The organism is Prevotellamassilia timonensis (assembly GCF_900106785.1).
Taxonomy (GTDB): Bacteria; Bacteroidota; Bacteroidia; order Bacteroidales; family Bacteroidaceae; genus Alloprevotella; species Alloprevotella timonensis.
Window position 1 is genome coordinate 261749 of sequence record NZ_LT629843.1, and the last position, 14470, is coordinate 276218.

7 protein-coding genes are annotated in these 14470 nt (G+C 55.7%); 2 read left to right on the plus strand and 5 right to left on the minus strand.

Annotated features, from left to right (window positions below; all coding sequences use genetic code 11):
• Positions 1 to 194: 194 nt before the first annotated feature.
• The 4 genes from BQ5453_RS05135 to priA form a co-directional block, all read right to left on the minus strand.
• A complete protein-coding gene (locus BQ5453_RS05135; RefSeq protein WP_071122386.1) occupies positions 195 to 1076 on the minus strand; it encodes an RluA family pseudouridine synthase in 882 nt (293 codons plus the stop codon).
• A gap of 125 nt (positions 1077 to 1201) precedes the next feature.
• Positions 1202 to 2749 (minus strand): T9SS response regulator signal transducer PorX, encoded by a 1548-nt coding sequence (gene porX / locus BQ5453_RS05140; RefSeq protein ID WP_071122387.1) that lies wholly within the window; start codon positions 2747 to 2749, stop codon positions 1202 to 1204.
• A 101-nt stretch (positions 2750 to 2850) separates the two neighbouring features.
• Entirely contained in the window at positions 2851 to 3957 is a 1107-nt protein-coding gene (locus tag BQ5453_RS05145; RefSeq protein WP_071122388.1) for a sulfotransferase family protein, read from the minus strand.
• A gap of 302 nt (positions 3958 to 4259) precedes the next feature.
• Entirely contained in the window at positions 4260 to 6749 is a 2490-nt protein-coding gene (gene priA, locus BQ5453_RS05150; RefSeq protein ID WP_071122389.1) for a replication restart helicase PriA, read from the minus strand.
• 393 nt (positions 6750 to 7142) lie between these two features.
• Here priA and BQ5453_RS05155 point away from each other — a divergent pair, with 393 nt between their 5' ends.
• Together BQ5453_RS05155 and BQ5453_RS05160 are read left to right on the plus strand one after the other, a co-directional pair.
• On the plus strand, positions 7143 to 7721 hold the full coding sequence (locus tag BQ5453_RS05155; protein WP_071122390.1) for an outer membrane beta-barrel protein: 579 nt from the start codon (positions 7143 to 7145) through the stop codon (positions 7719 to 7721).
• Positions 7722 to 7937: 216 nt separating this feature from the next.
• Complete coding sequence (locus BQ5453_RS05160; RefSeq protein WP_071122428.1) at positions 7938 to 10640, plus strand: calcium-translocating P-type ATPase, PMCA-type; 2703 nt, start codon at positions 7938 to 7940, stop codon at positions 10638 to 10640.
• A gap of 574 nt (positions 10641 to 11214) precedes the next feature.
• Here BQ5453_RS05160 and BQ5453_RS14765 read toward each other — a convergent pair.
• Entirely contained in the window at positions 11215 to 14346 is a 3132-nt protein-coding gene (locus BQ5453_RS14765; protein ID WP_071122391.1) for a hypothetical protein, read from the minus strand.
• Positions 14347 to 14470 lie beyond the last annotated feature (124 nt).

The following is a 14470-nucleotide window of genomic DNA, read 5'->3' on the forward strand; positions in this document are numbered from 1 at the left end:
CGGCGTTTGGTGCTTGAAGAAACGCAAGCACTAATGGGGGCGACGCGTCTCGCGTCGGGAATAGCGCAGCTGTTATTTAGTAGAGCTTGTTTTGTATTCTTTTCTTTCATTTTCCCGACGCGAGACGCGTCGCCCCCATTAGAGCTAGCGTTTTGAGGTGGCGTTTTGTGGTAGCACTTTGCGCTTGACGCTGGCTATTTTTGCTGTGCTGTACCCAGTCTGAAGCCCTTGGGCACAGGTGTTTCAAAGCGGAGCGGCTCACCCGTCATGGGGTGGTAGAAGTTGAGACGGTAGGCGTGCAAGGCCAGGCGGCCTATGGGGTCGTCGCCATTGCCATACTTTATATCGCCGCACACGGGGTGTCCGAGGTCCTGCATGTGTACACGTATCTGGTTTTTGCGTCCCGTTTCGAGCTTGAGCTCTACAAGCGAGTGCTTGCCGTCAGTGCGCAACACGCGGTAGTGCGTCAGGGCATACTTTCCGCCATTGTCCACGGGCGAAGAGTAGGTGAAGTATGCCTTGTTGTCCTTGAGCCAGCTCTCTACACTGCCCTGCTTTTGTGGCAGCTCGCCCGACACAAGGGCCAGATAACGGCGGTCGGTCACAATGTCGCGCCAGTTGTGCTCCAATATCTGCTCGGCCTGCAATGTTTTGGCATACACCAGTAAGCCCGAGGTGTCGCGGTCGAGACGGTGCACCACGTGGGCGGTACACTTTTGGTGTGTGCGGTGAAAGTAGTAGTCGAGCACCTGCTTCACACAAAAGGCGTGGTGCGAGGTGGCCATTGACAATATGCCGGGGGCCTTTTCTATCACAATTATCTGAGGGTCTTCATACACAATCTTTACAAACTTTGATTGCAGTTCGCCCTTGGGCTTGCGCTTTGATATTTCGACTACCTGGCCGGGACGCAGCTCGAGGTCGAACTGTCGTGTGTTTTTGCGGTCGACGCGCACACCGCCTCCGCTCAGTATGGCTTTGGCGCGGCTGCGGCTCACACCGTTGAGGGCGTGTTCTATAAACTGGAGCAGCTGCATGGGCTGCTTTACGTGGTATGTGGTATATTGCAGTTGCATGGGGATATGTATTTGGTATGGTTGATGGGGGGGGACGGGGTTGACGGGTAAGTTTGTCAGGTTTGTACGTTTCCTTTTGTCTTTAATTATATAATACAGAACATACTTACCTGTTAACCCGTTAATTATCTTCGTTTTGGCCTCAGCGTGATGAGCGGCACCAGCATCTCCTCCATGGATATGCCGCCATGCTGGAAGGTGTCGGTGTAGTACTGCACGTAGTGGTTGTAGTTGTTGGGGTAAGCAAAGAAGCGGTTGCCCGTGGCAAATATGTACGCTGTGCTGAGGTTGGGCTGTGGCAGGAGGAGGGCCTTTGGCTCGCGCACCTCGTACACGTCCTTGGCGTTGTACGACAGGTTGCGGCCTAACTTGTAGCGCAGGTTGGTGTTGACGTTGCGGTCGCCCACCACTTTGGAGGGTTGGTCCACCTTGATGCTGCCGTGGTCGGTGGTGATGATGAGGTCGTAGTCGAGTTCGGCCAGCTGTCTGAAGAGTTGGCGTATGGGGGTGTGCTTGAACCACGATTGGGTGATGCCGCGGTAGGCACCCTCGCTGCCGGCCAACTCGCGCACCATGCGGCTTTCGGTGCGTGCATGGCTCAGTATGTCGATAAAGTTGATTACGAGCACGTTGAGGGGCGTGGCGGCAAACTGCTTTATTTGCGTCAGCAACTGACTCACGGCTTGCGAGTCGTTGAGTTTGTGGTAGGTAAACTGCTCGCGACGGCGGAAGCGCTCGAGCTGGTGGGCTATCAATGCCTTCTCGTTAAGGTTTTTGCCTTCGTCCTCCTCCTCGTCCACCCACAGGTCGGGATACATCTGCTTTATTTGCAGCGGCATGAGTCCGGCAAATATGGCATTGCGCGCATACTGTGTGGCTGTGGGCAGTATGGTGTAATAGAGGTCTTCGTCGATGTCGAAGTCGTCGGCCAGCTCGCCTGATATGGCGCGCCATTGGTCGTAGCGCAGGTTGTCGAGCACGAGCAGGAACACCTTGCGGCCGGCTGTGAGGCGCGGGAATATGCAGCGCTTGAACAGGTCGGGACTCATGAGCGGACGCTCGTCGGGGTGTTGCACCCAATGCGCGTAATGCCGTTTTATAAACTTGGCAAAGGTGGCATTGGCCTCTTCCTTCTGCATGCGCAGCATGTCGTCCATGGCGCTGCCCGTCGAGGCCAGTTCGAGCTCCCAATGCACCAGCCGGCGGTAGAGTTCCTTCCACTCGTCGGGGTTCAGCTGTTCGCTCAGTTGCATGCCGATGCGCCCGAAGTCCTGGCGGTAGCCAGTTTGTGTCACCTCCTGCACAATCTCGCGTTGGTGTATATTCTTTTTGAGCGTGAGCAGTATCTGCTTGGGGTTGACGGGCTTTATCAGGTAGTCGGCAATTTTTGAGCCGATGGCCTGGTCCATGATGTCCTCCTCCTCGTTCTTGGTCACCATCACCACGGGCAGGTTGGGCGCGATGTCCTTCAGCTGCATGAGCGTTTCGAGCCCCGAGAGTCCGGGCATGTTCTCGTCGAGCAGCACCAAGTCGAAGCGCTGCTCGCGGCAAAGGTCTATGGCGTCGGGGCCATTGCTGGCCGTCACCACCTCATAGTCTTTTTTCTGTAAAAAGATGATGTGGGCGCGGAGCATATCTATCTCGTCGTCCACCCAAAGCAAACGTGCGGTCATTGTGTGTGTGTATGATAAAAATGGACATTGGCGATGCTCGCCGTGCTCATAAATGTACAAATGTGCAAATGTGCACATCTGCACATTTGCACATCAGCGCATCAAATTCTGTACCCCCACTGGTCGAGCACATCGCCCCAGTTGTCCTCCACAAGCTGGCGTGTGCGGTCGGCGTATTGGTACTTGTTCTTCTTATACCCCTTCTTCGAACCCACATACTGGGCTATGGCCGTCTTGGCGTTGTCCCAACCGGGGAGCGAGAGTGTGCGGTATATCTCTTCGGTCATGCCAAGGGCATCGGCCTCAAAGTCCTCAAACTTCACCTCGATGAGGTTGCCCTCGGGAATGAGGTGCTTGTCGGCCTCATATTGGTCGTGCAGCTTGCGGTAGGTGGTGAGTATGTTCTGCTCAATGGCCTCGTTGCTGAACTCCTCAAGTTTGAGCGGCTGAATGGTGTTGGTAAAGAATGAGCGTGTGCTCTCAAACACCGTGTAGGGATTGCGCATGAGGTAGATGAACTTGGCGTTGGGGAACATCTTTACCAACTCCTTTACACGGCCCGTGTGGGGCGGGTTCTTCGAAAGGAACTGCTCGCCGCCTGTGTTCCACAGCGAAATCTTGATAAGCTTGCGGAAAGTCTCCTCCCACACATTCAGTTCGGCTGGGGTGATGTCCTTAAATATAAGATACTTGTCGCAATACTCCTGCATGTACTTGGGGAAGAACCAGAAGTTGTAGAAGGTGTAGGGGCACATGTTAGAAATGGCAAACTCCTCCTCTTGCGGCAGGTCGACGGCCAGCTCCATGTTGTCGGTCGGACGCTTGTCGGGCATGAGCCACGACATGTTCTTCTTAAAGAAAGGCTGGCCGAACATCATCAGGTGCGGAAACACCGTTTGATAGGTGGTGCAATAGCCAAAGCGCTTGTCGCACGAGAGCACATTGTGCACAAAGGTAGTGCCCGAGCGCCAGTGGCCGAGTATGAACACGGGGTCGTGCTTGAGCGGTTCGTTGGCCAAGAGCTTTTGATAGCGACGCTCCTGCACGGGGGCGAGCACCGAGAGCAAGCGGCACACGGCCTTGGTCAGGCGATATTTGCCACGCCAGGGGGCATCGACCTCGCGGCCGGCTGTAAGTTCCTTAAAGGTTTTCCAATCTGCTCCTACGAGCGTATTGATAGGGAGTTTGTTGAATTCTATAAGACCCATTGTAGAGTGTGTTGTTGCTTTTATATAAGATATATACGCGTTGGCGGAATTAGCAAGCGAGTTGACAAGCTGACGGGGTGACAGGTATGTTTGCCGAGTTTTTTAAGCCTCTTGCCAGCCATAGGCAGTGTATGGCTTGCTTACTTGTCAAGCTGTCAACTTGTAAACCCGTTAACCAATAATTCCGCCAACGGGTAAGATATGGGTGCAAAGGTAGTACTTTTTTGCGTGTAGGAGTATGTGTCACTGCACAATAATGCACACGCCACAGGCACGCGGGGTATGCGGGGGGAGGAGGGGCATTACTCCACGTCGAAATATATGGTCACGCTCTTGTACACATCGAAACCGTGCACCACATCGCGGGCTGCCAGCAGAGTGCGCCGCACGCTCGTGGGGGTGAATTGCAGCGGCACCTTGAGCATTATTTTGCGTATGTACTGCATCTGCACACGCGCCACCACCGGGCGGTCGGGGCCCAACATGCCGTCGGCAAAGTGGGGGCGCAGCAGGGCTGCAAGGTGGCGTGCCGCGTGGTCCACCACCGCGTCATTGCGGTGTTTGAGGTAGATGCTTATGATGCGGCTGAAGGGCGGATAGCCAAAAGCCTGACGCTCGGCCAGCTGCTGGCGGTACATGGCCTCGTAGTCGGAACGCCTCACATAGTCGATGATGGGGTTGTCGGCCTGCTTGGTCTGCACCACCACCAGTCCGCGGCTGCCACGGCGGCCGGCACGCCCCGCCACCTGGCTCATCATTTGGTAGGCACGCTCGTAGGCACGGAAGTCGGGCTGTCCCAGCATTTGGTCGGCATTGAGCACGCCCACCACCTGCACGCGGTCAAAGTCAAGGCCCTTGGTCACCATCTGTGTGCCAATGAGCAGATTGGTGTCGCCCGAGGCAAAACGGTGTATAATGCGCTCGTAGGCTGTGCGCGAGCGTGTGGTGTCGAGGTCCATGCGCTCCATGCGTGCATCGGGGAAAGCCTTGGCGGCCTCATCTTCTATCTTCTCCGTGCCATAGCCCATGTCGCGCATCTCGGTGCCGCCACAGGCCGGACACTGGGTGGGCACACTGTACTGCGCCCCGCAATAGTGGCATACCAGTTTGCCCAAGCGCTGGTGGTAGGTAAGACTCACGTCGCAGCGTGTGCAACGGGGCGTCCAGCCACAAGCCTTGCACTCGAGCACGGGGGCATAGCCGCGACGGTTCTGAAAGAGTATGGCCTGCCCCCCACCCTCAATGGCCTTGCGCACCTCGGTGGCAAGCCGCGGGCTGAAGGGTGACTTCATCAGGCGCTTGCGCCGCAACTCCTTCACGTCCTCCACCACTATTTCGGGCAACTCCACGCCCCCATAGCGGTGGGCCATGCGCACCAGTCCGTACTTGCCGCTCAGGGCATTGTGGTAGGTTTCGATGGCTGGCGTGGCCGTGCCGAGCAGCACCTTGGCTCCAAGTTGGTGTGCCATGACAATGGCCGTGTCGCGGGCATGGTAACGGGGGGCGGGGTCCTGCTGCTTGTAGCTCGTTTCGTGCTCCTCGTCTACAATGACAAGGCCCAACCGTCTGAAAGGCAGAAACAGCGACGAGCGCACACCGACCACCAACGGGAAAGCCTCGGGGGTGAGCTGGCGCTGCCACATCTCCACACGCTCGGCGTCAGGAAACTTGGAGTGATACACGCCCATCTGTGTACCAAACACACGTTCGAGCCGCGAGGTGAGCTGGGTGGTGAGTGCTATTTCGGGCACAAGGTACAGCACCTGTTCGCCACGCGCCAGTGTCTCCTTTATCAGCTGGGTGTACACCTCGGTTTTGCCGCTCGATGTCACACCATGCAGCAGGCACACTTCCTTGGTGGCGAAGGCCGCCACTATCTCGTCGTGGGCACGCTGCTGCTCAGTGCTCAACGGTTTGTCAAGCATGGGGGCGTCCTGCCCTGCCCGCTCGGCCACAGAGGGGCGCAAGCGGCTGGTTTCGACGGCATACACCTCGAGCACGCCGCGCTTTTTGAGTGCGGCAAGGGCTGTGGCGGCATTGGGCGCGTGGCACAGGTCGTGGCGTGTCACGGGCTTGAGCATCTGGGCGTTGCCCAACTTTACAGCCGCAGTCACACCGGCCATGTCGAGATAGTTCACAAACAGGGCATGCTGGGCCGGGGCGCGCTGCAAGGCGTCGAGCGTGAGGTGGAGTGCCACCTCCGTAAACAGTGCGGGGGCCAGACGCACATAGGCCTCGGTGCGCGGTTTGAAACTATGTGTCATGCTTTCGCGCACCACCACAGCGCCCAGTTGCATCAGGTGCCTTATGGGGCGCATCAGGGCGCGCTGCCCAAGGGCTTTCTCTATGGCCAATATGTTGTAGCCCTTATCGGCACTTAGCACACGGCAGATGTCAGCCTCTATGGGCGTGAGGGGTTCCTCGGCCGACGGCACATAGTCATCGTTGCGCAGCAGTGTGGTCTCGCTCTCAAGTTTCAGCCCCGACGGCAGCGCCGCCTTCATCACCTCGCCCTGCGTACACATATAATAACTGCTTATCCACTGCCACAGCTTGAGTTGTGCGGGCAGCACCACGGGGGTATTGTCGGCCACATCGCTCACAGCCTTGAGCTGGCCCGCACCCTCGGGGGGCGTGTTGCTCAAGGCCGTCACGATGCCCGTGTAGTAGCGGCGTGCGCCAAACTGCACCACCACACGCACACCGGGCTTTACCCGTGCGGCCAACTCAGGCGGCACGGTGTAAGTAAAGGTGGTCCCGACAGCAAGGGGCAGAAGTATCTGGGCGTACATGTGAAGAGGGGTTAGGGGGTTAGGAGGTTAGAGGGTTAATGGGTTAGGAGGTTAATGGGTTAATGGCATGGCGCGCAGCACGCCACTGGTGCAAAGATAGTACATTCTGCACAAATATGCCGCCACGCTGGCGCAAGCATATAGCGCAACACCGAACGGGGGAAACGCCGTTCACACTCTTTCAACTCCTTTCAAACCGCTTTCACTTATTCAAAAATTCCAAATAATTGTCCAAAATCACGCCTAACACCCTATTTTTCTGCAAAAAACGTGCAACGTATACCAAAAGGTCGTACATTTGCGCCAACAATCAGTTGGCAACGGTGCAACACATGGCGCAAAACCGCCACACGAAATGCGACCGTGGCCGTAACTATTAAAATTGACACTACAATGAAAAAGGTATTCTTAACAGTAGCTCTCGCTGCCGCTTCATTGGCAGCAAGTGCACAGGTTTACGTAGGTGGTGGAGTAGGTTTCTGGCGCAATGCTGACGACAACCACACTAATTTCAATATCAAACCCGAGATTGGTTACAACCTCTCAGATAAGTGGGACCTCGGTATCGGCATTGGCTTCAACCATGACTACTATGGCAAGGGCGAATATGACGGCGAGACTCTCTCAAAGACTAAGGTTAACAGCTTTGAGGTTGACCCGTACGCTCGTTGGAGCTTTGTAAAGTTCGGTCCCGTTAAGCTCTTCCTCGACATGGGCTTCGGTATCAACACTTACAAGGTTAAGGGTGAAATAATGGGCCACGACTATGATAGCGACGCTCAGGTAGGCTGGCGCATAGGTGTTCAGCCCGGTGTAAAGGTTTCTTTGGCCAAGAACGTTGACTTCGTTGCTCACATGGGCTTCCTCGGCTACCAAGAAGCTGACGATAACCTCTGCTCATACGGCGAAGACGGCTTCGGCTTCAAATTCTCAGGCAACAACCTCAACTTTGGTATCCTCTACAACTTCTAAGTTGTTACTGTTACATACATAAAGGCATAACACGGCACTGCTTGCTACACGCAAGTGGTGCCGTGTTTGCGTTGTGCGCCACCGCAACATGGCAACCCAAACGGCCATTTTGTGCCAATTACGACCAAAACATTGCAACTTGGGGCGAGACAAACCCTTTTATCATGTATATTTGCAGCACAAACGCAATATAACAAAAACCTTATAACAAGCAACATGACACAACAACACATCACGGGACTCACCCCGCAACAGGTGGCCGAAAGCCGCGCCAAGCATGGCGCCAACGTGCTCACACCACCCGAAAAGGAACCTCTCTGGAAACAATTTCTCGAGAAATTCACCGACCCGCTCATCATCATACTAATGATAGCCGGCGCGCTGAGCATCGGCATTTCGCTGTACGAGCGCTTTGGTCTGGGCGAAGGGGCCGAGGTATTCTTCGAGCCGGTGGGCATCTTCGTAGCCATATTCCTGGCCACGGGACTTGCCTTCTACTTTGAACTGCAGGCCGACAAGGAATTCACCATTCTCAACCAGGTGAACGACGACGAAATGGTTGAGGTCATACGCGATGGCAACGCCACACACATTGCACGCCGCGATGTGGTGGTGGGCGACGTGGTAGTAATCAACACGGGCGAGGAAGTGCCGGCCGACGGCGACCTTATCACAGCCGTGTCGCTGGCCGTCGACGAGTCGACCCTCACCGGCGAACCGCTCTGCCGCAAAAGCACCGACGAAAAGGACTTCGACACCAACGCCACCTTTGCCACCAACCATGTGCTGAAGGGCACCAAGGTGATGGAGGGCCACGGCTTGATGCAGGTCACTGCCGTAGGCGACCATACCGAACAGGGCAAGGTGTTCGAGGCAGTACAAATTGACTCGAGCGTGAAAACACCGCTCAACGAGCAGCTCGACGGACTGGGCGACCTCATTACCAAGGTGAGCTACGGCATAGCAGCCCTCATTGTGGTGGGCCGCGTTATCATGTGCTTCGTGGGCGGACTTGAAATTGGCGATACCAATGTGCCGGGCATGGAGCTGTTCACCACCAGCGCAGGCATTGCCGCCTTTATAGCCTACTTGCTGCAAACCTGCATGATAGCCGTCACACTGATTGTGGTGGCCGTGCCCGAAGGCCTGCCAATGGCTGTCACACTGAGCCTGGCATACAGCATGCGCCGTATGCTCAAGACCAACAACCTGGTGCGCAAGATGCACGCTTGCGAAACGATGGGTGCCACCACCGTCATCTGCACCGACAAGACGGGCACACTCACACAGAACCAAATGCACGTAGACGAGTTCAAGGTTTACGGACAGGCTGCCGAGGCCATGATAGCCGAGGGCATTGCCACCAACTCTACTGCCGAACTCGACTTCAGCAACAAGAGCAAACCCAATGTGCTGGGCAACCCTACCGAGGGCGCGCTGCTGCTGTGGCTCAACGACCACGGCACCGACTACCGCACCCTGCGCGAAGGGGCCAAGGTGGTGGAGGAACTGCCCTTCAGCACCGAACGCAAATACATGGCTACTGTGGTGCAGTCGGCCGCCGTGCCTGGCAAGCGCATGCTCTACGTCAAGGGCGCGCCCGAAATTGTGTATGCGCTGTGCCACACGGCCGAAGTAAAGCTTGACGAGCTTAACGCACAACTGCTCAGCTGGCAGAACCGCGCCATGCGCACACTGGGCTTTGCCTGGGCCGAAGTGGCCGAGGGCGAAGAACCCATCAAGGACGGCAAAGTGGCCTGTACCTCACTCCACTTTGTGGCTGCCGCAGCCATTGCCGACCCCGTGCGCAGCGATGTGCCCGCCGCCGTCAAGGAGTGTATCAACGCTGGCATCAGCATCAAGATTGTAACGGGCGACACCCCGGGCACTGCCAAGGAAATTGGCCGCCAAATCGGACTGTGGCAGGACACCGACAACGACAGCCACATCATCACCGGCCCCGAGTTTGCCGCACTCAGCGACCAGGAGCTTGAGGCACGCATCAACGACCTCAAGATTATTGCCCGCGCACGTCCTATGGACAAGAAGCGACTGGTTGAAACCCTTCAGCGCAAGGGTCAGGTGGTAGCAGTAACGGGCGATGGCACCAACGATGCCCCCGCGCTAAAGGCGGCCCATGTAGGTTTGTCGATGGGCGACGGCACAAGCGTGGCCAAGGAGGCCAGCGACATCACCATCATCGACAACTCGTTCTCGTCAATAGGCAAGGCTGTGATGTGGGGACGCTCGCTCTACCAAAACATTCAGCGCTTCTTGCTCTTCCAGCTTACAGTCAATGTAACGGCCTGTCTGCTCGTGCTGTGCGGTGCCTTTATGGGCACAGAGTCGCCGCTGACGGTCACACAAATGTTGTGGATAAACCTCATCATGGACACCTTTGCAGCCATGGCACTGGCCTCGCTGCCACCGTCGGAGAGCGTAATGCTTGAAAAGCCGCGCGACCGCAAGGCTTTCATTCTCAACCGCGAAATGCTTGGCGAGATTGTGGGCGTAGGTGGCTTCTTCTTTGTCATGCTGCTCGCCCTGCTCTACATCTTCCAGCATGCCGACATCACACAGCTCACCGACTTGTGGAATCTGCAGTTGAGTGCCAAGGGCCACGTCACACCCTACGAGCTCACCCTGCTCTTCACCATCTTCGTCATGACGCACTTCTTCTATCTGTTCAACGCACGCGCCTTCCACACTGGTCGCAGCGCACTGCACTTCAAGGGCTGCAAGGGCTTGCTCGTCATTGCGCTTATCATCTTGATAGGACAGGTTATCATGGTCGAGATACCGGGCATACAGCAGTTCTTCAACGTAACAGGACTCAAGCCCATCGACTGGGTCATCATCATCATTGGCTCGTCGCTGGTGCTCTGGGTGCGCGAACTGTGGCACGCCATTCGCAAGTAAGCAGTGTTAGCCGCTTAACGCGGAGAACACAAGGACACAAGTTTTCAAAATGAACATAAGGGCTGACGCCGTAGCGTTATAAGTAGTAACGCTCCGACGTCAGCCCATTATCATATTGGCACATTACATAAATGCTGCTCCCCTAACACAAACGCTACCTCTACAAACGCCAAACGCAAGCATCAAACGCAAGCATCAAACGCTACCACCAAACGCAAGCACTAATGGGGGCGACGCGTCTCGCGTCGGGAAAATGAATGCAATGTTCATACACTGAATAAAGGCTCACAGACAGCTAATTACACGCTTGCCTGTGAGCCTTTGCCTTATTTTCCCGACGCGAGACGCGTCGCCCCCATTAGAGGTAGCGTTTAGAGGTAGCGTTTAGAGGTAGCGTTTAGAGGTAGCGCTTGGTGCTTGCGTTTAGAACTTGCACTTAGAGGTAGCACACTACCACATCAGCAAGCACGGCCCCACCCCATTAGCACAACATTCCCCAACTGCACAGTTACGCGCAGTTGGGGAATGTTTATAGTTCAACTGATGCCAAACACGGCATCATCGCAAGCAGAGCTTACTTCACAACAACCTTCTTGCCACCCTTGATGTAGAGACCTGCGGGGAGCTTGCCGCTCACGCGCACGCCACTCAATGTGTAAGTGGCACCAGCCTTGGCATCAGTCTTGGCATTGTTGATGCCAGTAGCCATGCCAATACCATATTCAAGCGTTATGGCAGGAATATTGTTGCCCTCGGGGTCGAGGAAGTAGCCCTCGGGGATTTCGATAGTGTATATACCCTTCTCAGTCTGATTTACCGGAATAGTATATTTGCCCCAGTTGACATCATCGGCCAAAGCGTCAACGCGGTCAATCTGCTCACCATTCTTCTTGATGGTAATCATGCCTGAGCCAGTACCTACGCCGTCCGTTTCATAATCAACAAAGTCGATGGTCACATCGCCAAGGCTGGCTACTGTGCTGCCGTTCACAGGGTCGGTAGTGTAGTTCACCTCAACAGGTACGTCCTCACCCTTTACCGTGAAGAAACCCTCGTAAGACTTTGACACCACGCCATCAAACTGCTCGCCCGAAGTAAAGTAGCCTGCAGGAATGACGAGCGTGTAGCCGCCCTCCGCCTTGATAGGCTCCTCGAGCGTGAGGCGCATGGTGTTGGTAGTGGCAAAATAAGCCTTGTCGGTAGCTTCCTGGCCATACTTTGCAACAGCCTCCTCATAAGAGGCATTGTTGATGTAGTCAGCAATCTCCTGCACCTCGGGGTCGTCATATACAAAGGTGGCCGATACTACCGGCACATCAACGGTGCTGAGCATGTCGAACACGTGAGCCTCAGCAAGGTCAATGCTGCCAAGCCCTATCACATCGGGGGCAGTCACGTCAAACTGATAAAGCGAGTCAAGGTTCTCAGTAACACCCTGTACGGGCAATACGGTGAGTTCGGCACCATTATAGTCGAGCGTAAACTCGATGGCGCGCAGAGTATTCTCACGCAATCCGCTGTTGCCACGCACACGCTGGCCGTTCTGGTCCTCGGCCACCACGTTGATGGTTACAAAGCGGTCCTCAATGCCAGCAGCCGTTGTGGGGTCGATGCTGAGCACCCACTGGTTAGAGTATCCCTCGCTGTCGGGCTCAACAGCCTCGTAAGCGGTGAAAGGTATGAAGTCGCGCATCTGTCCACCGGCTATACCCGTCTCGTCCTGCTTAATCTTTACAAGACCGCTGTAGTTGAGCGTAAGCTTGAAGTTGTCGGCACTGCTGATGGTGCTGTCGGCCGGTGTAAAGCTGTCGAGCGTGATGTCGCTGTACACATAGTCGGGCTCAGAGCCTGCGAAGTAGAGCGTATCGCTGCCCACCACAATGTCGCGGTAGGGGTTGAAATTCTTGCCCATCTGCTGGTAGCCTGTCACTACCACGCGGTAGGTGTGGCCCAAATAGAGCTTGGTGTTGTCAGCACCCACCACCTGGCCTTCCCAGCCGGCGTCGGTGTGGTTTTCGATGTGCGTCTTAGTCACCACGTATGCCTCATCGCCCTCAGCAGCGTTAAGGTCGAACACATCATAGGTTACATACGAAATGCTGTCGTTGCCGGTCACGTTGTCGTAATTAGTAGTAATTACAACGGGGGCACCAGCCACAAATTCGCCAAGCGAGGCACCCTTCAAACTTACCGGTGCAGCCTCAGCCGAGGCCTGATAAGTCATGTCGAGCACGGCAAAGCCATTGTACTTGGCCGAGAAGAGCGCGCTGTAGTCCTTGCCATCGGCAGCCTTGAGGTCAATCAAGCTCATGTACACATTCCGCTTGCCGCTCACCTCGGCGGGCACAGGCACCGAAAGGGTGTAGGCACCATCAATGTCGGTGTCGGCAGTCTCGGTGCAAGCCTCCTTGGCCACTGTGGCCACCTTGGTGCTGCCATCGGTGTCGGTGTAGGTAAAGCGCACACCGCTAAAGCTGAACTTCTTGTAGTCGGTGGCATACACCTCAATCTGCTTGGTGTCGCCCAAACGGCTGCCGCTCTCGGGCATGATTTCGGTCTGTACGTTGACCGTCTCAACGCTATAGGGCATGCTGCACATAAATGTGCCGCGCGAGCCCGAACTGGCGGTATACACAGGGTTGCCTTTCTTGTCGCACACGCTGCTCACGGTGAGCAGCATCTTGTCGTACACGGTAGTAATGCCGAGCATGGTCTGCGGGGTGCGTTCCTTGTCGGTAAGGTCAATCACAAGCTTGTTACCCTCCACGCTGAACGGGGGCACCTCGGTGTAGCGTGCGCTGGCCTCAGCGCCCGAGCTGGTGTCGCCATAGTTGAGCGTCACCTTGCCGTCGGCCACCACAATGTCGCCGTCGAAGGTGAGTGTTACAATGCCGTCGGCATCGCCCTTGGCCCAGAACGAGCGGAAGGCGTGGTCGGTGCTGAAGTTGCTCTTCGACACCAGGGCCACAGGCTTGGCGCCGCACTTAAAGCTGGCAGTGAGCACACCGTCTGTGCCGTACTTCACACTTTCGTTGCCGCTGAGGCAAAGGCCCGACAGACGCACGCTGAAAGTGTCACCCTCCTTGAGTGTGCCGTTGGCCATGAGTGCGTACACAGGCTCCTTCAAGCTGAAGAACACTCTGTTGCTGTTGATATTGAAATCGATGGGCTTGCTCACCGAGCCGGCCACAATTTCTACCTTTGAGCAGCTTACCTGATTGCTGAAGCCAAACGAGCACTGCGATGTGCTGGTGCACATAATAGTGCTGCCCTCTTCGGGCACGGTGGTAGTGCGTTCAAGTGAGTTCTCTGTGTTGAAAGTGAGGGTTGAGGTCACAGTGTTGAGACCATCGTACATGAAGTACACTGTCTGGCCGGCTACCACGTTGAGGTTGTAGTAGAAGTGGAACACCGGCAGACTCTCCTGAATGTTATTGTACGATATTGGAGTCTGACACGCCGCGTCGCTGTAGGGAATGAAATTTCCCGTGCCCGAGCTGGTGACGGTCAGAATGCCGTCGGCAGTAGCAGTGTAGTGGCCGGTCGAAGTGTTGAGGCCTTTGAGTTCGTAAGCCTTGTTCAGTTCGAGCGCACCATACTCTACGGTGTCGGCAGCCTGTGCAGCCGACATGCCTGCCACAAGGAGCAGGCACAAGGCAAACACCCTGGTCAGGGCATGTGCCATGGTTGAGTAGATTTTACCCATACGGTTGAAATATTAAAGTTAATAATAATGTATGTATTGCGCATTGGCAGAATTAGTTGACGGGGCGACAGTTTGCCCTGGACAACAAACGTGCTTGGAGGCTGCTGAAAAAACCGACGCGGGA

Excerpts from the sequence above, each read along its gene's own strand:
- BQ5453_RS05155 (WP_071122390.1), top strand. The coding sequence starts at position 7,143 with ATGAAAAAGGTATTCTTAACAGTAGCTCTCGCTGCCGCTTCATTGGCA.
- BQ5453_RS05145 (WP_071122388.1), bottom strand. The coding sequence starts at position 3,957 with ATGGGTCTTATAGAATTCAACAAACTCCCTATCAATACGCTCGTAGGA.
- porX (WP_071122387.1), bottom strand. The coding sequence starts at position 2,749 with ATGACCGCACGTTTGCTTTGGGTGGACGACGAGATAGATATGCTCCGC.
- BQ5453_RS14765 (WP_071122391.1), bottom strand. The coding sequence starts at position 14,346 with ATGGGTAAAATCTACTCAACCATGGCACATGCCCTGACCAGGGTGTTT.
- BQ5453_RS05160 (WP_071122428.1), top strand. The coding sequence starts at position 7,938 with ATGACACAACAACACATCACGGGACTCACCCCGCAACAGGTGGCCGAA.
- priA (WP_071122389.1), bottom strand. The coding sequence starts at position 6,749 with ATGTACGCCCAGATACTTCTGCCCCTTGCTGTCGGGACCACCTTTACT.
- BQ5453_RS05135 (WP_071122386.1), bottom strand. The coding sequence starts at position 1,076 with ATGCAACTGCAATATACCACATACCACGTAAAGCAGCCCATGCAGCTG.